This is a genomic window from Pseudomonas sp. GM21, from assembly GCF_000282215.1.
Classification (GTDB): Bacteria; Pseudomonadota; Gammaproteobacteria; order Pseudomonadales; family Pseudomonadaceae; genus Aquipseudomonas.
Genome location: NZ_AKJS01000013.1, coordinates 25,750 through 49,646, shown reverse-complemented (window position 1 = coordinate 49,646; position 23,897 = coordinate 25,750). Strand labels below are relative to the sequence as shown.

24 protein-coding genes and 4 pseudogenes are annotated in these 23,897 nt (G+C 55.0%); 18 read left to right on the top strand and 10 right to left on the bottom strand.

Translation table 11 applies throughout. The features are described from left to right. Positions 1-371 (top strand): sterol desaturase family protein (locus PMI22_RS25765; RefSeq protein WP_007943084.1); only part of this gene is annotated, 371 nt, incomplete at its 5' end. Positions 372-566: 195 nt separating this feature from the next. On the opposite strand, the gene PMI22_RS31825 is transcribed toward PMI22_RS25765, so the two are convergent. The 4 genes and pseudogenes from PMI22_RS31825 to PMI22_RS32230 all read right to left on the bottom strand — a co-directional run. Beyond that, positions 567-986 carry a helix-turn-helix domain-containing protein gene (locus PMI22_RS31825; protein WP_338010173.1) on the bottom strand — a complete coding sequence of 140 codons (420 nt, stop codon included), beginning with the start codon at positions 984-986 and terminating at the stop codon, positions 567-569. A gap of 66 nt (positions 987-1,052) precedes the next feature. Then, positions 1,053-1,331, bottom strand: a pseudogene (locus tag PMI22_RS31820) (DUF4113 domain-containing protein); the annotation flags it as partial. Continuing rightward, positions 1,322-2,085: pseudogene (locus tag PMI22_RS32395) on the bottom strand (ISL3 family transposase); the annotation flags it as partial. The pseudogenes PMI22_RS32395 and PMI22_RS31820, both read right to left, overlap by 10 nt. A gap of 735 nt (positions 2,086-2,820) precedes the next feature. Further along, a pseudogene (locus PMI22_RS32230) lies at positions 2,821-3,492 on the bottom strand (DUF3833 family protein); the annotation flags it as partial. A 135-nt stretch (positions 3,493-3,627) separates the two neighbouring features. Here PMI22_RS32230 and PMI22_RS25780 point away from each other — a divergent pair. The 9 genes from PMI22_RS25780 (at position 3,628) to PMI22_RS25815 (ending at position 11,497) form a co-directional block, all read left to right on the top strand. Continuing rightward, positions 3,628-3,900 (top strand): heavy-metal-associated domain-containing protein, encoded by a 273-nt coding sequence (locus PMI22_RS25780; protein WP_007943079.1) that lies wholly within the window; start codon positions 3,628-3,630, stop codon positions 3,898-3,900. A 264-nt stretch (positions 3,901-4,164) separates the two neighbouring features. After that, positions 4,165-5,940: a copper resistance system multicopper oxidase gene (locus tag PMI22_RS25785; RefSeq protein ID WP_007943077.1), complete on the top strand. Its 1,776-nt coding sequence runs from the start codon at positions 4,165-4,167 to the stop codon at positions 5,938-5,940. A gap of 9 nt (positions 5,941-5,949) precedes the next feature. Next, positions 5,950-6,882 (top strand): copper resistance protein B, encoded by a 933-nt coding sequence (locus PMI22_RS25790; protein WP_007943076.1) that lies wholly within the window; start codon positions 5,950-5,952, stop codon positions 6,880-6,882. A gap of 77 nt (positions 6,883-6,959) precedes the next feature. Beyond that, positions 6,960-7,346, top strand: coding sequence for a copper homeostasis periplasmic binding protein CopC (gene copC / locus PMI22_RS25795; RefSeq protein WP_007943075.1), 387 nt, complete (start codon positions 6,960-6,962; stop codon positions 7,344-7,346). 3 nt (positions 7,347-7,349) lie between these two features. Then, positions 7,350-8,300 carry a copper homeostasis membrane protein CopD gene (gene copD / locus PMI22_RS25800; protein WP_007943074.1) on the top strand — a complete coding sequence of 317 codons (951 nt, stop codon included), beginning with the start codon at positions 7,350-7,352 and terminating at the stop codon, positions 8,298-8,300. Between the two features lie 82 nt (positions 8,301-8,382). Then, entirely contained in the window at positions 8,383-8,754 is a 372-nt protein-coding gene (locus PMI22_RS25805) for a hypothetical protein (protein ID WP_007943073.1), read from the top strand. A 29-nt stretch (positions 8,755-8,783) separates the two neighbouring features. After that, a complete protein-coding gene (locus PMI22_RS30235) occupies positions 8,784-8,936 on the top strand; it encodes a DUF1289 domain-containing protein (protein WP_238543869.1) in 153 nt (50 codons plus the stop codon). An 18-nt stretch (positions 8,937-8,954) separates the two neighbouring features. Further along, on the top strand, positions 8,955-9,770 hold the full coding sequence (locus PMI22_RS25810) for a DUF1206 domain-containing protein (RefSeq protein WP_007943072.1): 816 nt from the start codon (positions 8,955-8,957) through the stop codon (positions 9,768-9,770). Positions 9,771-10,192: 422 nt separating this feature from the next. Then, positions 10,193-11,497 carry an NTP/NDP exchange transporter gene (locus PMI22_RS25815; protein WP_007943071.1) on the top strand — a complete coding sequence of 435 codons (1,305 nt, stop codon included), beginning with the start codon at positions 10,193-10,195 and terminating at the stop codon, positions 11,495-11,497. Positions 11,498-11,559: 62 nt separating this feature from the next. On the opposite strand, the gene PMI22_RS25820 is transcribed toward PMI22_RS25815, so the two are convergent. From PMI22_RS25820 to PMI22_RS25830, 4 genes are all read right to left on the bottom strand, one after another. Then, positions 11,560-12,000: a CBS domain-containing protein gene (locus PMI22_RS25820; protein WP_007943070.1), complete on the bottom strand. Its 441-nt coding sequence runs from the start codon at positions 11,998-12,000 to the stop codon at positions 11,560-11,562. 83 nt (positions 12,001-12,083) lie between these two features. Beyond that, positions 12,084-12,236 (bottom strand): hypothetical protein, encoded by a 153-nt coding sequence (locus PMI22_RS31235; protein ID WP_157214397.1) that lies wholly within the window; start codon positions 12,234-12,236, stop codon positions 12,084-12,086. Between the two features lie 183 nt (positions 12,237-12,419). Next, on the bottom strand, positions 12,420-13,727 hold the full coding sequence (dctA, locus tag PMI22_RS25825; protein ID WP_007943069.1) for a C4-dicarboxylate transporter DctA: 1,308 nt from the start codon (positions 13,725-13,727) through the stop codon (positions 12,420-12,422). Positions 13,728-13,829: 102 nt separating this feature from the next. Continuing rightward, the gene (locus PMI22_RS25830; protein ID WP_007943068.1) at positions 13,830-14,999 is read right to left on the bottom strand and encodes a mandelate racemase/muconate lactonizing enzyme family protein; all 1,170 of its coding nucleotides are present in this window, start codon (positions 14,997-14,999) and stop codon (positions 13,830-13,832) included. Positions 15,000-15,098: 99 nt separating this feature from the next. Here PMI22_RS25830 and PMI22_RS25835 point away from each other — a divergent pair, with 99 nt between their 5' ends. The 4 genes from PMI22_RS25835 to leuD all read left to right on the top strand — a co-directional run bounded on the left by PMI22_RS25835 (position 15,099) and on the right by leuD (position 18,954). Next, positions 15,099-15,977 carry a LysR family transcriptional regulator gene (locus PMI22_RS25835; RefSeq protein ID WP_007943067.1) on the top strand — a complete coding sequence of 293 codons (879 nt, stop codon included), beginning with the start codon at positions 15,099-15,101 and terminating at the stop codon, positions 15,975-15,977. A gap of 44 nt (positions 15,978-16,021) precedes the next feature. Further along, positions 16,022-16,771, top strand: coding sequence for a sulfite exporter TauE/SafE family protein (locus PMI22_RS25840; RefSeq protein WP_007943066.1), 750 nt, complete (start codon positions 16,022-16,024; stop codon positions 16,769-16,771). Positions 16,772-16,920: 149 nt separating this feature from the next. After that, positions 16,921-18,342: a 3-isopropylmalate dehydratase large subunit gene (leuC, locus tag PMI22_RS25845; RefSeq protein ID WP_007943065.1), complete on the top strand. Its 1,422-nt coding sequence runs from the start codon at positions 16,921-16,923 to the stop codon at positions 18,340-18,342. A 3-nt stretch (positions 18,343-18,345) separates the two neighbouring features. After that, a complete protein-coding gene (gene leuD / locus PMI22_RS25850) occupies positions 18,346-18,954 on the top strand; it encodes a 3-isopropylmalate dehydratase small subunit (RefSeq protein ID WP_007943064.1) in 609 nt (202 codons plus the stop codon). 49 nt (positions 18,955-19,003) lie between these two features. Here the strand turns inward: leuD and PMI22_RS25855 are convergent, their stop codons facing one another. Next, complete coding sequence (locus PMI22_RS25855; RefSeq protein WP_007943063.1) at positions 19,004-19,921, bottom strand: LysR substrate-binding domain-containing protein; 918 nt, start codon at positions 19,919-19,921, stop codon at positions 19,004-19,006. Positions 19,922-20,050: 129 nt separating this feature from the next. Here PMI22_RS25855 and PMI22_RS25860 point away from each other — a divergent pair, with 129 nt between their 5' ends. The 3 genes and pseudogenes from PMI22_RS25860 to PMI22_RS25865 form a co-directional block, all read left to right on the top strand. After that, complete coding sequence (locus PMI22_RS25860; protein ID WP_007943060.1) at positions 20,051-21,397, top strand: 2-hydroxycarboxylate transporter family protein; 1,347 nt, start codon at positions 20,051-20,053, stop codon at positions 21,395-21,397. Between the two features lie 252 nt (positions 21,398-21,649). Then, a complete protein-coding gene (locus tag PMI22_RS31230) occupies positions 21,650-21,886 on the top strand; it encodes a hypothetical protein (RefSeq protein ID WP_157214396.1) in 237 nt (78 codons plus the stop codon). A gap of 84 nt (positions 21,887-21,970) precedes the next feature. After that, a pseudogene (locus PMI22_RS25865) lies at positions 21,971-22,306 on the top strand (SDR family oxidoreductase); the annotation flags it as partial. A gap of 115 nt (positions 22,307-22,421) precedes the next feature. Here PMI22_RS25865 and PMI22_RS25870 read toward each other — a convergent pair. Then, the gene (locus PMI22_RS25870; RefSeq protein WP_007943058.1) at positions 22,422-22,853 is read right to left on the bottom strand and encodes a general stress protein; all 432 of its coding nucleotides are present in this window, start codon (positions 22,851-22,853) and stop codon (positions 22,422-22,424) included. A 264-nt stretch (positions 22,854-23,117) separates the two neighbouring features. On the opposite strand from PMI22_RS25870, the gene PMI22_RS25875 reads away from it, so the two are divergent. Further along, positions 23,118-23,675, top strand: coding sequence for an ATP-dependent Clp protease proteolytic subunit (locus PMI22_RS25875; protein ID WP_007943057.1), 558 nt, complete (start codon positions 23,118-23,120; stop codon positions 23,673-23,675). Positions 23,676-23,897 lie beyond the last annotated feature (222 nt).

Sequence of the window (23,897 nt, the reverse complement as noted above, 5' to 3'; positions counted from 1 at the left end):
CCGGTTTCATTAGACCACTACAGGTGCTCAATGGTCTGGAAAATATGTTCGCCCTTCAAGATTTCCACCACGTGCATCACGGCATCGGTCGTTACGGCAATGCTTCGTCCAACTATGGCAACGTGCTGAATATCTGGGATAAATTGCACGGAACCAGCAGCGGTCATCCCCATCGGCCTCAGGATGCCTATGGACTGCCGGTCGGAGTAAAGGTGGAATCCTGGTCCGTGCAACTGTTCTGGCCAGTATTGCGCGAGAAAGAGAAAAAACGCGTTACTGCAAAACCGCTGCGGCCAAGTTCGACAGCTGAATTGGCCGAGGCCAGGGCAGTAATTTATACCGCCGAGGGCATCGCCGTAGCGGTGCGATAGAAACGTTTCTGGCCTGAGCGGACTACCTCACTTAGTCCGCTTTGGGTCGTTTTCTGCCTCTCGCGACGGACAGGAAACGACCCAAAGGATCCGCTCAGAAGCGTCTTCGATCTCTGGACTATTTACATATCAATAGGGCTTATCGCCGATAATGGCCGCGCGCTCCATCATGCGATGGCAAGGCGGGCCAACGGATTAAAGCGGCAGTGTCGCCTTGCTCTCTCGGTAGGCGGCGGCCCAATCCGAGGGTGTCTTGCCGAACTGGCTGCGGAACCAGCGTGAAAAGTCACCGGCTGAGGAAAAGCCGAGGAGTTCGGCCACTTCGTACAATCGGCGTTTGCTGTTGGCCAAGTACTCTTCGGCGAGTTCAGCGCGCACAGCATTGATGATCTTTGTGACGCTTTCTCCCTCGACCGCCAAGTGTCGGCTAAGGGTACGTCGATGCATGCCAAGATGCTGGGCAATCCCATCGACAGAACACAGTCCGCTGGGCAGCAGCATCTTGACGATCTGGCGTACCCGCTGCGCCGGCTCGTCGCGCTGGGTAGTCAATTGCATGTCCAGCGATCGCTTTATTTCGCGATGCAATGCTGGGTCAGCCGCAGGAATGGGCATGTCCAGATCGCGCCTTCGGCAAACGATGGCATTAAACTCCTGGGAAAACTCAATGGCTGTGCCCAGCACGATTTCCCGGCGCATCCCCCAATCAGGATCGGTCGGCACGCTCGCCAAGCGCAGTGTTCCCCTACCCCATCGCTCATTGATGGAATCCAGCACGCCCATGACTTTCTCAGTCGCGACCGATTGAGACATGGAAAACAGGTCATCGGTGTACTCGCCTTTCTGGCAAAGGCTGAGCAGTAGCACCTCTGCTTTGCTGTACTTGAACCCTGGTTGGAACACACGATCAACAGCCTCTACCGCCGCCTACGTCATCAATCGAACATCATCAGTTGGGTAGCTTCGTCGACCCGGACTCGATCAATCACCTCACGGCCATATTTAGCCACCACATGAAAGAGGTCGTAGATCACTCGTGCGTTCGGGCAATGCTGGCGAACCTCCAGGTCAAACGCGGTGTTCATGTCCATCGCGACCGCTTCAATTTGAGCGCAACCTTGCGACCCCAGCTCTTCGAAGAACGGCCTGACTGCCGCTCGGCTGCGGCCTTCACCGATCCACAGCACTCGCCGGGTATCGGCATCCATGACAACGCTGGCGTAACGATGACCTTTGAATAACGCGAACTCGTCCATCACCAGGCGTGGTGGTTGCGCCTTGGGCAAAACACTCAACGCCACTTGCAAGGCTCGACGCTCCAGCAGCCGAACGCTATCCCAATGCAAACCAAATAGCTGAGCGACATGTAACGTGGGAAGGCGCTCGCAAGCTTGAATGACGGCATCGGCCAGACGGCGCGTCATCCGGGCATAGCGATCCAGCCAGCTGACGGCCTCCATACGTTTGCCGCAATCACGGCAACCGACACGTCTAAGCAACACGCTGAGGCGCACCACACGGCCGAGAATAGGCAAATCACGAATGACTCGTTGGCAGTACTAATGCGTGGTTGAACAAGGTTTTTGACAGCCGCCGCAGGATGGAAATCGGGTGGCCTGGGGTGTCAAATCAATCTGAAGGGCGTCGCCATCAGGCTTGATCGTGACGACAGAAAGCCCTCCAAAAAGGGAAGAAAAGTATTAATATCGGGCATAAGAACGCTGGTTTGTTAGATGTGTTTGCTCGCACGAACATCATCAACCAAATCGGCGTTTTTGTTTCTGTGTTTCGGGATTCCGTGAAGAACCTTATATGCGTTGTTGCTAAGCGCTGAAGGTGCATGCAGTACTAAATGTACTGTTTGCTCGCTGAAATTACATGCTCAACTCGCCCCCATCTATCCGGCTTCGTCCGAACCGCCTATCCGAACGTACCGGGCTTCGTCATAGAAGTTCGATTAATTAACCAAACGCTGACACCTTCATGAAAGCGACAGACGTTAATCACTCGATAGCTAGTTTCAGCAATGCGAACTGCGGTTCTGTAAAACAAAATGCGACTTTCATGCAATCCAGGTCAAATAAAAATGCACTTCCCCCTAATGTTTCTGAAGTAAAAATGAGACTTTCAACATACAAAGTCGCATCATTACTATCCGAAACAAAAACAGCTAGAAATTTCAGTCAGTTACAGTCGATCGCATTAATTCTCGATTGCCGCACCTAGAACTCCGAATTAACAAATTGAAAACTAGAGAACTAATTTTTTGAAAAAACGGTTTCCGTACTTTCGAGAAATTTTAGTTGTAGTCGGTCATTTATCGGTTTGGTCTCCCAAGCCACGTGTATCTACGTAGCATTAAAAGTCCGGAGAATCACCAGCCGATGATCGACGGGCTTTAGGTTGCTAGCCACAGAGCACAGAGCACAGAGCACAGAGACAGTGCTCACCCTCCCTCATTGGCTCCAGAGGTCATCGGCTTGGGCACATAGGCGGTGATGCCTGCATCGTGACAGGCCAGGATTTATTCGCTTTTGAAGTAACCTCGATCAGCCACCACCGACAACGTATCTGACGCCATCGCCTCGCGAGCCTGCTTGGCCATCGAGCTGAGTTGATCGCGGTCGGAACCGACGTTAGTCACCTCGTGCGCAACGATCAAATGGTGTTGAGTATCGACCGCTGTCTGCACGTTGTAGCCGACGATTCCTGTGCCGCGCGTCATCATGGAACGGGCGTCTGGATCGGTCAGTGAGACCTGTTTATCCGGCGATTCATTGAGCTGGATTTCGATCGCTTGAAGCTCCTTCATTTGAGTTTTGAGCTTGGCGATTTTCTCTTCCAGCCGCACTACGTCGTCCGCACGACCACGCCAACGCCCGGCACCGGCTGGCTGCAGCGTCCCGACGCGGCGCTGACGCGTGCCATCGCTGTAGAGAAAACGTTCGAGGATCAGCTGCTGGCCTTCTTCGCGGCTCTCGATTTGAACATGGAAACGCTTGACCACTTCACCCGAGCGATTCTGGAACAGACCCCGAGCCTGTACCGGCCTTGAGAAGAACGCCACGAGATCCAGCGTCGGTTGCTCTTGGGCGTATTGCTCCACGGCAACGCTTTGCACCTGCGCCGCATTGCGATTGTTTGGGCCATAGAACCTGCTTGACCTTACTACCGTGACAAGGTTGAGGATAAACCAAGGCCACAAAAAGCCGGATACATCAGTATCTCTACGACTATTTTTCGTGAGGAATCATCTATGAAATCCGTTGAGTTGCAAGTACAGGGCATGAGCTGCGGCTCTTGCGTCAAGCATGTAACCGAAGCGTTGCACGCACTCGATGGAGTCAGTGAAGTGGCCGTCGATCTGCAATCGGGTCGGGTGAAGGTCGGCGGTGATTCGGACTGCAATGTATTGCTTGCAGCCCTGGAAGAAGCTGGCTATCCCGCGCAGTCTTCGGCAAATGCCGTCCAAAAAGAGAAGAAAACCTCAGGTTGTGGCGGGAACGGCTGCGGTTGTTGCTGTCAGTAAGCGCTCTGTTTAAAACTGGAGAACCCCTGAAGACCAACCAGACAGGGCCTGTCGAAGCATCACAAGCCAATGGGTACTGCTCAAGCGCAGCACCAGTCGGGCTACCTTTTGCCAACCTTACGGAAATGTAATCACCGGCCTTCCGTTCATGTGGCATCTTGCGCGCTAGATAGCGGCTGGCACCGCACTCCTGAAGCGCACCCTGGCCGCACTGGGGCAGCGGATCCGCATTTGCCTGGATTCTGACTTATTGGAAACCCCTCCATGCATTCCAAAACATCAAGACGCACTTTCGTGAAAGCCTTGGCGGCAGGTGGGGTACTCGCGGGCTTTGGGCTGTGGCGCAACCCGGTGTGGGCCATTACCAGCCAGGGGCAGCCGAATGTGCTTGCCGATACTGATTTCGAGCTATCCATCGGTGAGATGGGGGTGAACTTCACGGGCACGCCCCGCACCGCCATGACCATCAACGGCAGCCTCCCAGGTCCGATACTGCGCTGGCGCGAAGGCGATACGGTGACGTTGCGGGTCAGGAACCGGCTCAAGGAAGACACCTCGATCCATTGGCACGGCATCATTCTGCCCGTGAATATGGACGGTGTACCGGGTCTGAGTTTTCACGGCATCGAACCGGGCGGCATGTACGTTTACTCGTTCAAGGTCAAACAGAACGGCACGTACTGGTATCACAGTCATTCCGGTTTCCAAGAGCAGGTCGGAGTTTATGGGCCTCTGGTCATCGATGCAAAAGCCCCCGAACCCTTCACCTACGACCGGGACTATGTGGTGATGCTCTCCGACTGGACTGATGAAGACCCTGAGCGGGTCATGAAAAAGCTCAAGAAACAATCCAGTTACTACAACATGCACAAGCGCACTGTCGGCGATTTCATTGATGACGTGAGCAAAAACGGTTGGTCTTCCACCGTCGCGGATCGAAAAATGTGGGCTGAAATGAAGATGAATCCCACGGATCTTGCCGACGTCAGCGGCGCCACTTACACCTACTTGCTCAATGGGCTGGCTCCCGACAGCAACTGGACAGGTATTTTCAGGCCTGGCGAACGGCTGCGTCTGAGATTTATCAATGGCTCGGCCATGAGCTACTTCGATGTGCGCATTCCTGGCCTGAAGATGACCGTCGTCGCAGCAGACGGGCAATACGTGAATCCGGTCAGCGTCGATGAGTTCCGCATTGCCGTAGCCGAAACCTTTGATGTAATTGTCGAACCCACCGGAAACGCATACACCTTGTTCGCCCAGTCGATGGATCGCACCGGTTTTGCAAGAGGTACGCTGGCTGTACATGAAGGGCTTTCGGCCCCTGTGCCGCCCTTGGATCCACGTCCGTTGATCACGATGAGCGACATGGGCATGGGTGATATGGCTGGCATGGATCACGGCAATATGACGGGCAAGGACCAGGACTCGATGCAAGGCATGGATCACAGCCAGATGCCAGACTCGACAAGCATGTCTGGCCACTCGATGCACAGCATGAACGGCACAGTTTCGATGGAGCCGCACCCGGCCTCGGAAGCGAATAACCCACTTATCGACATGCAGGCGATGAGCCCCACGCCGAAACTCAATGATCCGGGCATGGGACTGAGAAACAACGGTCGCCGGGTACTGACTTATGCAGACTTGAAGAGCACCTTCCCGGATCCCGATGGCCGGGAACCGAGCCGCACCATCACCCTGCACCTGACCGGACACATGGAAAAGTTCTCTTGGTCTTTTGACGGTGTCAAATTCGCGGATGCCGAGCCGCTCCATCTCAAATATGGAGAGCGCATCCGAGTAGTTCTAGTCAATGACACCATGATGATGCACCCCATTCATCTGCATGGCATGTGGAGTGACCTGGAGGATGAAAACGGTGATTTCATGGTTCGCAAGCACACCATTGACATGCCGCCAGGCAGCAAACGCAGCTACCGCGTGACTGCCGATGCTCTGGGGCGATGGGCGTACCACTGCCACCTGATGTATCACATGGAAATGGGCATGTTCCGCGAAGTCCGTGTGCAGGAGTAGGAGCCAGACATGAACTTTCAACGAACCGCTAAACCGATACTCGCCGGCTTGGGCATCCTGGGGATGGGGATCATGCCGCTTGCGTATGGGGAGAACGAGCCGATGCAAGGTATGGACGGCAAACAGATGCAGGACATGGATCATTCCCAAATGCAGGGTATGGATCATTCCCAAATGCAGGGTATGGATCACTCCCAAATGCAGGGAATGAAACCCGCCGCGCCCCAGCAAAACCGTACACCTATCCCGGCGCTCACTGATGCTGATCGCGCAGCGGTGTTTGAAAGCCATGCCGGCCACCAGATGCACGACCGCTCGATCAACTCGTTTTTCCTGATCGATCAACTCGAATGGCAAGACGCCAATGAGGGCAGCGCACTGCGTTGGGAAGCGAACGGTTGGATTGGCGGCGACACCGATCGTCTTTGGCTACGCAGCGAAGGTGAGCGAACCAACGGCGTGACTGAAAGCGCTGAGCTTCAAGCGCTCTGGGGGCACGCCATCAGCCCTTGGTGGGATGTGGTCAGTGGTGTGCGACAAGACTTCAAACCTGGCGCACCCCAGACCTGGGCTGCACTTGGGCTGCAAGGCATGACACTTTACAACTTCGAAACGCAAGCCACCGCCTACCTGGGCGAGGCAGGCCAGACCGCGCTGCGGCTAAAGGGCGAATACGACATTTTGCTGACCAACCGTTTGATTCTGCAGCCCACTGCTGAAATGAACCTCTATGGCAAAAACGATCCACAACGTGCCACAGGCTCCGGACTGTCTGACACAGAGGTTGGCCTGAGACTGCGTTATGAAATACGCCCCGAGTTCGCTCCTTACATCGGCGTAACCTGGAACCACGCCTACGGAAAAACAGCGGATTACCTCCTTGAAGAAGGTGAAGAGCGCAGCGATACACGTTTTGTCGCCGGTGTGCGGATGTGGTTCTAAAACTGAGAGATACGTGCATCCCAACGCAACTCAAACAAAAAACCCCGATCCACGGCTCAGGCCGTTAGGAGCTTTGCATGTCACCTCTGAAAACCCTCATCACTGTTGCTGCACTCAGCACCGGTCTGTTGTTGAGTGGTGTTGCCCAAGCGCATCCAAAATTGCTGTCCTCTACCCCAGCCGAAGGCACTGCGGTGGCTGCACCAGCAAAAATCGAATTGAATTTCTCAGAAAATCTCACCACCCAGTTTTCCGGCGCAAAACTGATCATGACCGAGATGCCGGGTATGTCAGCGCACTCCCCCATGGGTGTCAAAGCCAGTGTCGCGGGCAGCGCCGATCCGAAAATGATGGTCATCACCCCGGCAGCACCGCTTCCACCCGGCACCTACAGGGTTGAGTGGCGCGCCGTATCTTCCGATACACACCCAATCACAGGCGCCATGACCTTTAAAGTCAAATGACCCATGGATGATTCAATCTACATCAGCCTTCGCTTTGCGCTCTATATCGACTTGATGCTGCTCTTCGGGCTGGCCCTGTTTGGCCTGTATAGCCTCAAAGGAAAGGAGCGCGCAGACGGTGCCGTATTGAACTTTGGGTCGTTGCTGGTAGGAACGGCAGTTATCGGCATACTGTTATCGATGACGGCCATGCTGCTCATGGCCAAGACGATGAGTGGTGTGCCCAGCGTCATGGAGCTGCATTACCACATCCTGCAAATGATGCTGATGGAAACTGACGTCGGGTTGACCTGGATGGTTCGAATAGCGGCATTGACAGTGGTGGTCATCGCCGCCCCGCTCAATCGTCGGGCACCGGCATTGAGCCTCTGGCTGGTCTCACTATGCGGGGCCATCGCCTTGGCGACGCTGGCCTGGACAGGACATGGCGCTATGGATGAAGGCAGTCGACGCTACCTGCATTTCACCAGCGATATCGCTCATCTTCTGGGTGCCGGCAGTTGGTTGGGCGCGCTCGCCGCATTCGCGCTTTTATTGCGCGCAAATAACCTCACTGGCGATCTGCAGATACGGTTGCTGGCTCGAACGCTGAGTGGTTTTGAATCAGCGGGGGCAATTATCGTCGCGACCCTGGCTGTCACCGGAATCATCAACTATCTGCTGGTTGTCGGGCCAGCATTCGAGACGTTGACCACTAGCACTTACGGGGCCCTGCTGTCTTTAAAGGTCTTCTTGTTTGCGGGGATGCTGGTATTTGCGGCGGTGAACCGCTTTCACCTGACCCCGCTGCTCGAGCGATCCATTCAGGCAGGTACTCACACCGTCGCCATCAACGCATTACGCCGCAGCATGATTCTAGAGTTCTCGGTCGCGGTTATCATTATGGGCCTGGTTTCCTGGCTCGGCACCCTCAGCCCTGAGATGGAGATGGAGATGGAGATGTCAGCTGAGTAGGGGCTCTCATTGAGTACCTTTGTTGTCTCCCTACACTCGGTGCAGAGTGCCTCCCATTTTTTGGTCTCCAAAGGAGCCCGCTATGCCCTTAGGTAAACGTGAACTTGCACGGATTGAGCGCCGTTTAATTACAACGCTTACCGATGCATGCGAGACAGCAAAAGGTGAGATCAAAGGCTTTACCTGGCTTACCCACACAGCAGATTTGAATGCGCTGCCTGAAACCTTGAAGGTGACCTGGGTATTCGAAACGCTAGCCGAAAAAAAGCTCGCCCAGGCTAACGCGAAGGCGCGGATCTTTGAGCTAACAGCGATCGCGCTAAACGAGGCAGGCGTTGATTGGGGCCCATCAGATCACACCGTCCGATTCGACTCTGAGGAGGAGTGCCAACGCATCCATGGTGGCGATTGGCAGAAACGCCTGGCGCAATCACGCGTGACCAAAGGTTTTTGACGATGGCTAAAGAAATCTAAAATCCATGCATTTCGGTTTGCCAGTTGAGCGGCGATCTTTGTGTGAGCTGCGGACGTAGCAAGGAAGACATCAGGAAGTGGAAACGCATGAAGCGGCCTGAGAAAATGGCCGCGGTGCAAATATCGAACCTCTCCCGAGGTGATAGGTCTGCTCCTGTATAACTCCTCGGAAATAATCCCATGTCCGCGCAACACACCCTTGTCGTACTCGCTCGGGGCGGATATGCCGCTCGAGGTGTTCTGTATCTGATCATAGGTATCTTCGCTCTCCTGGCGGCTCAAGACTCGACAAAACCGAAGGACAGTCACAAAAGCCTTGAGGCGTTGTTAAGCCAGCCATTCGGATATGTCCTGGTCGGGCTAGTGGTGGCTGGTTTGCTAGCCTTTGCCGGGTGGCGCGTGCTGCAAGCAATTGGCGATGTCGATCATCACGGTACGAAACTCAAGGGATTGGTGATTCGTGCAGGTTTGTTGGCGGGAGGTTTGGTTAATGGCGCTCTTGCGTTTTTTGCATTGGGCCTACTCATCACCGGAGTTAGGAGTTCAGGCAGTTCCGGAGGTGGGGAGACAAAGGATTTACTGGCGCATCTTTTGTCTTGGGATCATTCAAACGTGTTGGTTTACCTCGTGGCGCTCGTCCCACTAGGCGTAGGTATTGCTCACATCATCAAGGGATGGAAGGCTTCGTTCGAGAAGTACTTTGAGGCTGACGAAGACGTGATGCGCTATATACGCCCGGTGTCTCGGATTGGACTCATAGCCCGAGGTGTGGTGTTTATTGAGATAGCGCTGCTACTGGCGATCAGCGGCTCCCGTTATAAAGCCATGGATCCTCCTGGCATGAAGGAAGCCCTCGATGCTCTCCAGAACCTGCCAGCCGGAGGTTTGATTCTGATGGTAATGGCTTTGGGGTTGATTGCCTTTTCGGCTTACTGCTTTTCTGAAGCCGCTTGGCGCAAAATAAACATGGATGTGCCTGGGGTACCGACATCATAGTCGCTACGTGATGCTGGTGTAGGTTGCCGGTAACACGCCGAGGCGGTCATCAACCCCTGATCGAAAACGCCCATGAGCTCCACCAGAACTTTGCAATCGCTGAGGTGAGAAGGAGCGCCGGCATCATTCCGTTCCCTGCGGTGGATCGGTCTGAAACTCTCGCTAATCGCATCGTCCCCTGCCCCATCGTCCATTGATGGCATCCAAAACGCCCATCACTTTCTCAGTCGCTTCATGCTGAGAGATCGAAAAGAGATCTTCGGTGTACTCGCCCTTTTCAACGGAACGTCCCGCTAGAAGCTATTGCTGAATCTTTATCACAGGCCTGCGCACTACTCGATGGGTAATCAATCCAGGCACCGTGCACTAAAGTGAAACCATACCCTCCAGGAATAAATAAAAATGACGGATGTAACAATAGTGTGAGCATTTCCAGTCCTCGCGCCGCCCGGGCGATCAATGCGCTGCCCGGCGAATTGCTCCCTGCATTCGCCGGTTTTGCTTTGTTCCTGTGCCTGTTCGGTGGTTATTTCATGTTGCGGCCCATTCGCGATGCGATGGGTATCCAGGCCGGCGTCGACAATCTTCAATGGTTGTTCACAGCGACGTTCGTACTGATGCTGGTGGCCGTGCCGCTTTTCGGCTGGCTCAACTCCGTAGTGCCGCGCGCGCAGTTCGTCGACTGGGTCTACGGTTTCTTCGTGCTTAATCTCGTTGGCTTCGCGTCAGCATTCGCTCGGCACCCTGACAGCGTGTGGCTGGCCCGCACTTTCTATGTATGGATTTCGGTCTACAACCTGTTCGTGGTGTCAGTCGCCTGGAGCCTGATGGCCGATGTGTTCGACAGAGCCCAGGCGCGGCGCCTGTTCGCCTTCATCGCGGCGGGTGCCAGCGTTGGTGGTCTTCTTGGGCCAGCGGCCAGTGCGCTGCTGGTCAACTTTCTGGGTCAAGCCGGGCTGGTACTGGTGAGTGCGCTCCTGTTGGTGCTCGCGTTGGCGTTCAAGCGCTACCTGATGGCCTGGCGGGCATCAGGCGGTGCCGGAAGACCCGGCGCGGCGCCTGGCGAAAACCCACAGCGGCCGGTGGCGGGCAACCCCTTTAGCGGCCTGACCAAGGTGCTGCGCTCGCCTTATCTGCTGATGGTCTGCCTGTTCGTGGTGCTGTTGGCCACCACCAGCACCTTCCTGTATTTCGAGCAGGCCCGGCTGGTCTCGCAACGTTTCCCGACGCGCGAAGAACAGGTACGCGTGTTTGGGATGATTGACTTCGCCGTACAGGCCGGCGCACTGGGCTCGCAGCTGTTCATTACAAGCCGCCTGGCTCAACGGTTTGGCCTGAGTAGCTTGCTGGTAGTGGTTCCCGGCCTGGTGTGCGCAGGATTCATTGGCCTTGCCTTGGCGCCCAGTTTCGCCATGCTCGCTGGCGTGATGATCGTGCGCCGTATTGGGGAGTACGCTTTTGTCCGCCCTGGGCGCGAGATGTTGTTTGCGCCACTGGATGCCGAAACCAAATACAAGGCGAAGAACTTCATCGATACCGTAGTTTACCGGGCGGGTGATGCTGTCAGCGGTTGGGCCAAAAGCTTCCTTGACCTGCTGGGACAGGGTGCCGTGTTGGCCGCTGTGGTGGGCGCGCTCTGCGCGGGCGTGTGGGCGTTGACAGGTTGGTATCTTGGAAGAGAGCGGGTACTTGCCGGTGCCATCGGGGCACCCGATACCGACAAGTAACCCGATGCGGCGCGACTCCCCTCTCAACGACAAGTAAAAACAGTACAAAACCCCTGATCGCTTTAATGCCCGCGAATATAGTGCTCCAGTTGCCGGATCAGGTCGGCCTGCTCGACGATGGCTTCTTTCACCAAATCACCAATCGACAAGAGGCCAATCAGTTGATCGCCTTCCACTACCGGTAAATGGCGCAGATGACTGTCGGTCATGACCACCATGCAACGCTCGATGCTCTGCTGACTGTCAGCCGTCACGACCGGTGCGCTCATGATGGCCCTGACCGGCGTACCGACCGAAGAGCGTCCCTGTAGAACGACCTTGCGCGCATAGTCGCGTTCGCTGATCACGCCAACCACCTGCCCGTCCTCTATTACGGGTAGAGCCCCCACGTTCTTTTCAGCCATCATCTTCAGGGCTTCAAGTACCATCTGATCTGGCGCGATGCTATGTACCTGCTGGTTTTTCATGACCTTCAGTTTCAGCAATTGTGCGGCTGTTTTCATACACACCTCAGAAGATGATTACGATTTAAGAAGCAAAAAAAACGCCTGAAACCCTTCGGTTTCAGGCGCCTTTGCCTGTTCTTTTACGGTGTTGGCAGACTTCCCTGCCCTGTATCCATGACCTGTTCGACCCATCGATCGTCGTTGATCGAGGGGCTGTCCGGTGGAATACGTTCCAGGTGGACCTGCTGCAAACCTTGCAGCCTTTGTGCCAGTCGGTAGTTGAGAGATTTCATCGGTGTGGAGGCTTTGGCCAAGGGGAACAAAGCTAGACGTGTTTGCTAATGGAGGCTTCGTGTTCTGCTTCTAGCTGGTGCACGTTGTCATGCATGGCGCTTTACAAAAGTGCAGAAAGGACAAAAAAGGCGCCCGGTCATTGCGCCCTGCTCTATGGAGCAATGACCGGTAAGCGATGCGGGTTATTTTTGCGTGACTAACGCTTTACGCGCCGCCGTTTCGCTTTTCATTGCGGCCATTTCACGTTCACAGGCTTCTGCATCGAACGAGTTGTCCCATTTGGCAATTGCGATGGTGCCGATACCGTTGCCAATCAGGTTGGTCACAGCGCGCGCTTCGTTCAGGAACCGGTCGATGCCCAAGAGCAATACAAGGCCTACCAACGGAATGGAGTGGATGGTTGTAAGCGTTGCCGCCAGTGTTATGAACCCGGCACCCGCCACGCCAGCGGAGCCTTTGGAGGTCAACAGGAACACGCCCAACAGGATCATCTGATCCATAAACGTCAGTGGCGTATTGGTTGCCTGTGCGATAAAAATCGCCGCCATGGTGAGGTAAATGCAGGTGCCATCCGCATTGAAGGCATATCCGGTTGGCAGCACCATGCCCACCACTGACTTCCTGCAGCCCAGCTTTTCAAGTTTCACCATCATTCGCGGAAGCACCGCTTCAGTCGAGCAGGTTCCAAGCGTGATCAGAATCTCGTCCTTGAAGTAGCGGAGGAACTGAAACAAAGGCATTCCTGACCATCGAGCAACGGTCCCCAGCACTATCACAATGAATATCAAGGTGGTGACGTAGAGTGCAATCAGCAACTGCCCAAGTGACAGCAAGGTACCAATGCCGTATTTGCCGATAGTGAACGCCATACCTGCCCCGGCACCCAGCGGAGCCAGGCGCATAACCATTGCCACGATCTTGAACAACCCTTGCAGAAACAAGTCGATGGTATTGATCAGCGGTTTGCTGGTTTCGCCCATTTGAACGAGGGCAACGCCCATCAAGACCGAAAGCAGAATGACCTGAAGCATGACGCCATTGGAGAATGCGCCAATGAAGGTACTCGGGATTATGTTGAGAAAGAATTCGATTGTCCCGCCCTGCTCACTGGCGGCCTGGCTGTACTTGGCGATAGCACTGGCATCAAGCGTATTGGCGTTGATATTCATCCCGACGCCTGGCTTTACGACATTGACCACAATAAGGCCGATGACCAGCGCAATGGTGGAAAGGATTTCAAAGTAGATCAGCGCTTTGACGCCAATACGTCCGACTTCCTTGATGCTGCCCATCTTGGCGATACCAACGACGACGGTACCGAAAATGATAGGCGCCAACAGCATTTTGATGAGCTTGATAAAGCCATCTGCAAACGGTTGGAGCTTGGCTCCGATTTGCGGTTCAAAGTGACCGATTGCTGCACCGATGATGATACCGATCAGCACCTGCACATACAGTTGGCTGTACCAGCGAGACTTGGAGATTTCCACGGGAGCACCTCATTTTATTTTTGTGATGGGCGTGTGGCGTGGCGTCAGTGAGTGACGCCTGATAACGGCGGCCTCTTGCAAGAGACCACCGTTCGAGGGTTATCAGCCTTCGCCCAACTCGCGCATCACGGCGTACAAGGCGGACTTGGCTTCGAAGCCGACACCCGGAATATCCGGCAAACCGACGTAACTGTTCTCCACACGAATACCGTCAGCAAAACCGCCAAATGGCTGGAACACGTCCGGATAGGATTCGTTACCGCCCAGGTGCAGGCCTGCGGCGATGTTCAGGGACATCTGATGGCCCCCGTGCGGAACAACGCGGCGTGACGACCAGCCCATTTCTTCCATGACTTTCAGGGTGCGCATGTACTCGACCAGACCGTAGGACAGCGCACAGTCGAACTGAACGAAGTCGCGATCTGAACGCATGCCACCGTGGCGCAGCAGGTTCCGGGCATCTTGATGGGAGAACAGGTTTTCACCGGTGGCCATCGGCAGGTCGTAATGATTAGCCAGCTCTGCCTGCAAGGCATAGTCGAGCGGATCACCTGCTTCCTCGTACCAGAACAGGTTGTAGGGTTTCAGCGCTTCGGCATAGGCAATGGCGGTCTGTTGATCGAAGCGACCATTGGCATCGACGGCCAGGCGACGGCCATCACCCACGACTTTGAGTACCGATTCGATGCGACGAATATCGTCGGCCAGTGGCGCAGCGCCGATTTTCATTTTGACCACGTCATACCCGCGATCCAGATAACTGCGCATCTCGTCTTGAAGCTTGGCGTCGTCTTTGCCCGGGTAGTAGTAACCGCCGGCGGCGTAGACCCAGACTTTGTCGTCAGCCACACCGTTGCGATAACGGTCAGCCAGCAGGCGATACAGCGGCTTGCCTTCGATCTTGGCGACGGCATCCCAGACTGCCATGTCGATGGTGCCGACGGCAACCGAGCGCTCGCCATGACCACCTGGTTTTTCGTTGGTCATCAGAGCTTTCCAGATGGCGAACGGATCCAGGTTGTCGTGCTCTTTATCGAGCAGGGATTCCGGGTCGGCTTCGGTGATCCGTGCCAGGAAGCGATCACGCATCAACGCGCCTTGACCATAGCGACCGTTGGAGTTGAAACCGTAGCCGATAACAGGTTTACCATCGCGAATCACATCCGTGACGACAGCAACGACCGAGCAGGTCATTTTCGAAAAATCGATGTAGGCATTGGCGATTGGGGAAGCGATAGAAACGGTTTTTTCACGGATGTCGACGATACGCATGACGGGTTCCTCTTGTTGTTGGTGGCCCCACGTTATGCTTTGCGATGACACCCGCCCAATGCTATTAATGCCGCGCCCTATGCACAGGAGGCATTGCCCTTGGAACTCGTTTGGCTCGAAGACCTTTCAGCGCTTGCGGAGTACGGCAGCTTTGTTCGTGCGGCTGAAGCGCGGCACGTGACTCAGCCGGCATTCAGTCGCAGAGTCCGGTCACTGGAGAATTGGATGGGCGTGGAGTTGTTCATTCGCACGCCACAAGGAGCGACGTTGACCGAGGCCGGGAAGCAAATTTTGCCCAGTGCCCAGGAGACTGCCAGGCGCTTGTACCGAATGCGCAGCGAAGCCCAGGAAGTGGCGGGAATGGCTGCCAAGACTCTGCAATTCGCTGCAACCCATTCGCTATCGTTCACGTTCTTCCCGAGATGGCTAAGAAGCACAGAAAATGGAGCCCCCATTGAGGCTGTCCGACTGCACTCCGACAGCATGGCGGTCTGTGAGCAGATGCTTATTCAAGGGCAGGTGCAGTTTCTGCTTTGTCATCGTCACCCGGATGTTCCTCCGCTGTTAGCTGCCGATCAGTTCATAGGCAAAAAGGTCGGCGAGGATGTGCTTGTTCCACTGGCAAGCGCTGCGGCCAACTTTGGCGATTCACCCGCATCGCTGCCCTACCTGGCGTATACCCAAGAGTCCGGATTGGGCCGAATCGTCGCTCACCGACTGCATGGCAAGGAAGATTACCTTCACCTCAAACCACTTTTCAGCAGCCACCTGGCGGCGGTGCTGATGTCCATGGCCCTGGAAAGCAAAGGCGTGGCGTGGTTGCCCAAGAGCCTCACCGAACAGGAAGTAACGGATGGGCGCTTAGTCAGAGCGCTGGACGAAAGCTGGGATATCCCGCTGGAAATTCACCTGACGCGGCCAACGGCTTCAATCAGTCCGTCTGCGGAAGAGTTCTGGGCCAGGCTGGGAAGCGGCTGAGAGTGCTGATCGATTAGTTCCATATTCAATGACTAGAGGCCGAAATGATCGAATGGGCAATGCACCTGCTACTGGGCGCAGCGATAGGTACCTTGGGTGGGATTTTCGGGATTGGTGGTGGACTCATCGCTATCCCTGCGTTGGTATTGATGTTCGGGATGGATCAGCAAATAGCTCAGGGGACGACTCTAGTCATGGTTGTCCCCAACGTGACGCTCGCGATGTGGCGTTACCACCAACGAACCCGAATCTTGTTGCGTCATGCAGCGCCGTTGGCCACGGCAGGTTTGGTTTTCGCATGGTTGGGTTCCCTTATTGCCGTGGGCCTGGATCCTGATGCCATGCGGACAGCCTTTGCCATCTTCATGCTGGTGCTGGCCGCATACACCTATTTGCAGATGTATCTTCGTAAGCCGCCGCCCAGCGCTGAGCTACGCCATCCTTGGCCATGGCTGATGGTTCTGGGGTCGGGCTCCGGCATTCTGGGTGGCTTTTTTGGCTTAGGAGCATCAGTGCTCGCCACCCCCGTTTTATCCACCGTCTTTGGTGCTACACAGGTGGTCGCGCAGGGTTTATCCCTGGCCCTGGCCGTCCCCAGTACGGGGGTTACCCTGATGACTTATGCCTTACATGAGCATGTCGATTGGCACATTGGCATCCCAATGGCGCTAGGTGGACTACTGAGTGTCAGTTGGGGTGTCAGGCTCGCTCACGCTTTACCCGAAAAATCACTTCGCACAGGGTTTTGCTTGTTTCTAGTGCTCTGCGCTGCGTTGATGATTTTCAAAGCTTGAAGCTTATTGGGCGCTACAGTTCTATTCCGATTGCTCACACTTCGTGTTTAACGCGTTCACTTTCATGGTCTTGATGCGCGATGAGGGATCAATATGCTGTAGGCATGTTGAACCCGTGATCACGAACAAGACAGAGAAAGAACCCAGCCATGAACAGCCCTCGAACGCTCTACCAGAAGCACATCGATAGCCACACGGTTTGCCCGCTTGATGATCAAGGCCATGTGCTTCTTTACATTGATCGCCAAGTCGCCAACGAATACACCAGCCCCCAGGCGTTCAGCGGTTTGCGCGAAGCAGGTCGTAAAGTCTGGCGCCCGAGCGCTACGCTGGCGGTGGTCGATCATGTGAATCCGACTGCGCCGGTTCGTATCGCAACCATGCCTGATGCGGGTGGCGCACAACAGGTCTCGTACTTCGAAGAAAACTGCCGCGACTTCGGAATCGAATTGTTTGATGTACTCGACAAACGTCAGGGCATCGAACATGTGGTAGCGCCCGAGCAAGGTTTCATTTTGCCGGGCATGGTCGTCGCTGCAGGTGATAGCCATACCACGACCTATGGTGCGTTGGGTGCGTTCGGATTCGGCATCGGCACGTCTGAAATCGAGCACCTGCTGGCCTCGCAAACCCTGGTTTATAAGCGTTTGAAGACCATGCGAGTCACGGTACAGGGACTGCTGGGCACCGGCGTCACGTCCAAAGACATCATCATGGCGCTGATTGAAAAAATCGGCGCTTCGGGTGCCACCGGATATGCAATCGAGTTCGCTGGGCCGGCGATCACCGACCTCAGTGTCGAAGCCAGAATGACGATCTGCAACATGGCCGTCGAGGCAGGCGCCAGGGGCGCGTTCATGGCACCGGACGACAAAGTCTTGGCCTATCTGCAAGTCAAACCACGCGCACCTCAAGGCGAATTGTGGAAGCAGGCGGTTCAAAAATGGAAAGAACTGTATAGCGATGAAGGCGCTGTCTTTGATCGGGAAGTGGCACTCAATGTTAATGATCTGGAGCCCATGGTCACCTGGGGCACCAGTCCTGATCAGGCAGCACCGGTGGGTAGTCATGTCCCCGACCCTGCTGCCCAACCTGATTTGATTTTACGCCAAGGCATGCAGCGTGCCCTTGACTACATGGGCCTGGAGCCGGGCATGCCGCTCAGCGATGTGGTGATCAGTCACGCATTTATTGGTTCATGCACGAATGCACGGATCGAAGACTTGCGAGACGTTGCGCGCGTCGTGCGCGGCAAGCGAGTGTCTGCGCATGTACGGGCAATGATTGTTCCTGGCTCGACGCTGGTTCGTAACCAGGCTGAAGACGAAGGTCTTGCGCAGATTTTTCTGGATGCCGGTTTTGAGTGGCGGCAATCAGGTTGTTCAATGTGTTTGGCCATGAATGACGATGTCCTGGCTCCAGGAGATCGCTGTGCATCGAGCACCAACCGCAACTTCGAAGGTCGTCAAGGCGCAGGCGCGCGTACACATTTGATGAGCCCGGCCATGGTCGCCGCTGCCGCTATCACCGGCCACCTGACAGACGTTCGCTCTTTCGCTTTGGAGGCTTGAAGCATGCAACCTTTCGACACAGTAAGTGGCGGTGCCGCCCCGTTTCTCGCATCCAACATCGATACCGACGTCATCATGCCCAAACAGTTCCTCAAGGGGATCGATCGCAAGGGACTGGATCGGGGCCTGTTTTTCGACCTGCGTTTTCTTGACTCAGGCGAGCCCAATCCCGAGTTCATCCTTAACCAGGCCGCCTGGATCGATGCTGCGTTTTTGGTGGTAGGCCCGAACTTTGGGTGCGGGTCGAGTCGCGAGCATGCGGTCTGGGGTTTAAAGCAAGTGGGCATCAGAGCGCTGATCGGCACCAGCTTCGCCGGGATTTTCTACGACAACTGCCAGCGCAATGGTGTGTTGGCGATTCAGCTTTCGGAAACTCAGCTGAAGCAAGTTGCAGCCGTCATCAGTAACCCGGTGACGGCGCGCATCAGCGTGAATCTGCCAGAACAAACGATTGAATTGGCTGAAGGCACGCTGATTCCCTTCGAAATCGACGAGCTGCGCAAGCAGTCCCTGCTTCTGGGACTGGATGCGATTGGCGCCACGCTGCAACGTGCCGAGCAAATTCGAAGTTTTGAAACTCGGCACCTGGCGGAAAATCCCTGGTTGAGCTGATCAAAAATGCCTGGCGGCAGTTCACACGCTTGAGCCTGCCGCCTTGGCGTCAACCAACGGATAGATCACGCAAGTACTCTTCCAGAAACTCGACGCAGATACGCAACTTTGCCGATTCGCTTAACCGGGTTGGATAGACGGCCCAGACATTGGCGCTCTGGGTGTACTCATCAAGCACTTGCACCAGTCGGCCCTGCTCCAACATGGGTTTCACATCCCACATCGAGCGCAACAGGATCCCGCCACCGCTCAACGCCCACTCCAATACAATCTCGCCACTGTTTGAGGACAGCGGGCCGCTGACATGTATGGACTCCTCCCGCCCGTCCTTCGTCAGGTTCCACACGCCGAAGGCGTTATTGCGTTCTTTCAGCACCAGGCAATCGTGGTGTTTCAAGTCATCCAGCGAATGTGGCGTGCCCCGTCGTTCCAGATACGCGGGTGTCGCGCACAACACCCGGCGATTACTGACCAGCTTGCGTCCCAAGTGTTGACCAGGAAGATCATCCCCCACTCGAATCTCCAGGTCGAAACCCTCACCGACGATATCGACAACGCGATCGAAGACGTCCAGGCGGATATCGAGCTTGGGATAAGTCTGTGACAGCTTGCAGATTGCCGGCGCAACATGGTTTCGCCCGAAACCAAAGCTGCTGCAAATATGCAACGAGCCCATGGGCTGGTGCCGGGCCTCGGAAATTTCACCGACAAAATCATCGAAATCCCCCAGTAATTTCTCGGCCCACCCCCTCACCCGCTCACCATCATCGGTCAACGCAATACGCCTTGTCGTGCGATGGAGCAGCCGTGTCGAAAGCGTCGTTTCGAGCACCGATATACGTTTGCTGATATACGCCGGCGAATAGCCCAGCTCTTCGGCAGCGCTGGCGAAGCTGTTTTTGCGAATGACAGTAAGGAAAACCTTGAGGTCTTCAGGCAAGGGGAATTGGTCACGTTTCGTGTTCATACACCGCATACTTCCGCTGTTTATCACGCTATTTATGAAGGATACCATCGCAATACCGAGTGGCAAACAAAGCCCGGTTAACCGTGGTTTCTGAATCCTCGATAAAAACAACATGAGGAAAATAGCATCATGAACAATTCATATGAGCAGCCCCTGAAAGTCGATAGCACCCGTGATGTCGGTATTCTGCAACGGCTGCGTAGCCTATGCGCCTACGAAATCGGTGTTATCCCTCTGCCGATATTTCTCGGCATCGCCTTGATCGTCTTTCTCTCGGCGCACTGGGGGTTCCTGCCCAAAAACATGATCGGTGGACTTGCCGTCATCATGACGATGGGCGTGTTTTTCGGTCAATTGGGTTCGCGTCTGCCGCTACTGAAGGAAATAGGTGGAGGCGCCATTCTGTGCTTGATGTTGCCGTCGGTGCTGGTGTTCTACGGCTTCTTCGGGGCCGCCACGATTGACGCAACCAAAATGCTGATGAAGGAAGCCAACTTCCTGTATTTCGTCATTGCCAGCCTGGTCGTCGGCAGCATTCTCGGGATGAGTCGCTTTATTCTCGTTCAGGGCATGATCCGCATGTTCATCCCCTTGCTCGTCGGTACCCTGGCCGCGGTGGGCAGTGGGCTGCTTGTAGGCAAGCTCGTCGGCTACAGCTTCTACCACACCTTCTTTTTCATCATTGTTCCGATCATTGGCGGGGGGATTGGTGAAGGGATCCTGCCACTGTCGCTGGCCTACTCAGCGATCCTCGGTGGCACGCCGGACATCTACGTTGCTCAATTGGCGCCCGCCGCTGTGGTCGGCAACATTGCTGCGATTATCTGCGCTGGCTATCTGGCTCGTCTGGCGCTCAAACGCCCGCACCTCAATGGCGAGGGGTCATTGATTCGTGCCAAAGACGAAAATGACAAATTCCAGGTCAAGGAAGAGAGCAGCTCGGTTTTCGATTTCAGACTGATGGGGGCAGGCGTTTTGATCATCTGCGCCTTCTTTGTCCTGGGCGGTCTGCTTGAGAAAGTCGTGGGAATCCCCGGCCCCGTCATGATGATTCTTGCTGCCGTACTCTTTAAATACGCCCGTGTTCTGCCCGAAAAACTGGAAAAAGGTGCAAACAGTTTCTACAAACTGGTTTCCGCCGCCTTCATCTGGCCAGTCATGATCGGCCTGGGCATGCTGTATGTCCCACTGGACAGCGTCGTAAAAGTCTTTTCTTTCGGTTACGTTCTGGTCTGCGTGTCGGTCGTGGTCTCGATGACCGTCGCAGGTTTTTTCATCGGCAATCTGATGAAAATGTACCCCATCGAATCGGCCATCGTGACCTGCTGCCACAGCGGCCTTGGAGGCACTGGCGATGTAGCGATTCTGTCAGCGTCCAATCGTATGTCGCTGATGCCATTCGCACAGATCTCTACGCGCATCGGCGGTGCTTCGACAGTTATCCTGGCGACCATTCTGTTGCGTATTTTTGCTTGATAGCGAGTGCATAAAACCGATACATAAATCTTTGATCAATCAAAGTGGCGCTCCCCTTGCGGTGAGCGCCATTTTTGTTTTATTCGGAATACTCAGCCGTTCGACCGTTGCTCGTTTTTAGGCATGTGCACCTGTAATACATCTTGCAATAACTCATCTCGCGTCTTCCTGGCGCGAAGACACGGCTGGACGCCAGTCAAACCGCCAAGCCCTTCTACTCATGAGCAGAGCACATGACTGTATGAGCGAATATTGCAAAAACTTTCTGCAATCATGGTGATCTCTCTATTTGAAGAGTACTGGCTGTTGCGTTGCCTAGCGGACAGCAAAGATCCGCACTGCAATGCCGCCGGAAACTTAACCGCTGCCGCTTATTTGGGACTTCAATCAATGAATGATCTCAGACTGCCAATCGCTATGGACCCTGGTGATCCTCAGGTTTCATCGTGGCCAACTTCGGTCGCCGCATTAGCCGATGGATCCCTGTGAATCCAATCAAGCCTCACAACGGATAACTTATGAAAAAACTTGCGAAAGTCATTGTCGTCATCGGAGCCGGTTCAATAGGCCAGGCCATTGCACGCTTACCAGATATCCAAACGGGGCAATTCGTTGCGGGTCATGGCAGAGGCTGTGCGCTGGGGCAAACGCGGTGCGCGGGTCAATACCATCAGCCCGGGCATCATCTTTACGCCGCTGGCTCGAGACGAGTTGAACGGCCCACGGGGTGAGGGTTATCGGCGCATGATCGAGCTGAGCGCGGCCGGTCGAGGTGGCACGCCCGACGAAGTGGGTGCAGTGGGCGCGTTGCTGATGGGCCCCGAAGGCACCTTCATTACCGGCAGCGACTTTCTCATGGATGGCGGCGTCACGGCGGCCTATTGGTATGGCGATCTGGCGCCGAAATAGGCGTGCGACGCATTTGTAAGCGCTGCTCATGACTCAATCCAGTTTGGTGCAGGAGCCCGGGCGCAGTATCGAAATCAAGCCCCGAAAAACTCGGGGCTTGATGGGTCAGACGACCTCAGGATTTGCGTCCTCCACCGCCGCTCATCCCACCATCCTTGCGATTCGTATCAGATGATTGATCGCGGTCATCGGCCATATCGGAACCGCCTCCGCTTCCTTGCCAACCGCTGGACGACTGATCAGCCTTGTTGGATTGCTGTCCGCCTGATGCCTGGCCGCCTTTTTGGCCTGGTTTGGTCATATTGTCTTTATCGTCGGCAAATTCACCTCCGCGATTCGTGCCCTGGCCGCCTCCGGACATGCGATCGCTATCGCGCGATTGTTGTCCGCCAGAAGCCTGACCACCTTTTTGGCCTGCTTCAGACGCCCGTTGCGGATCGTTGGCAAAATTTTCGCGAGAAGCTTCTCCACCTTTCTTGCCGGCTTGAGAAGACTTGTCTGGGTCGTTAGAAAAATTGCCTGGATTTTTGTTTCCTGTATTGGCCATTTTCGTTCACCTCAACATCGTTAGTTCGAGCATGGAGCTCGTTTAATTCGGAGGACGCACGAAACAGAAAGTTTGAACGGAAATATTGGACTCGCGACGAGCGGATTCGGGGCTTTGGTTCCATTGAATATGCGCTAATTCGATGGACGGCGTTGGCGTTATGGAGGGGGCAACTGACGTCAGAGCCCAGATGAAATGATCGATGTTTACTAGACTTGATAAATCGTGGAAGTCCTCCATGCATCACACTCAGGACGTCAATCGATGACTGAACACATCGTGCATTTTCATTGCCAGATCGATCAAGGGACGACTGAGCGCTTCCGGGACTGTTGCCTCGAAGCCATCGAACAAGGTGCCACCTCCTTGCTCCTCAATCTTTCTACAAGCGGAGGGAGTACTAACTTTGGCTTCACGCTCTACACGTTCCTGAAATCATTGCCGGTACCGCTATGCGCAATCAATGCGGGCAACATCGAATCAATGGGCATCATTATGTTTTTGGCGGCAAACCGCCGTATCACCTCGCCCCACTCACGCTTCCTGATTCACCCGATGAATTGGTACTTCAGCCAAAAATCAGTCGACCATCAGCGCCTGCGTGAATACCTGTCGAGCCTCGACAACGACCTCGCGCGTTACGTGCAGATATTCACGCTTGAAACGGCTGACGCAGAGACCAAGCTCGATATTTTTCATTGCCTTTCAGCCGAAGAAAAAGTCATCGCCGCGCATGAGTCTCTGGCCTATGGCATTGCCCATGAGATGAAACAAATGATGTTTGCAGACGATGTCAAACACTGGAAAGTCAGCGGAGGATGAGCCGCGTGTATTTTGATTCGCGGAACGGAACCGGAATCGGAGGTGTCCGTTGTATTAGATACTTAGCGTATCAATCCTCTGGAACTGGAAAGGTGGGTTTATGAACAATATCATCTACATCGTCGGAGCAGTCGTGATTGTCCTGGTTATCCTTTCGTTTGTCGGAATCGTATAGCCTTCGCTGCTTCAGACGTCACCTTCATGGTCAAAGGGCAGCAGGGA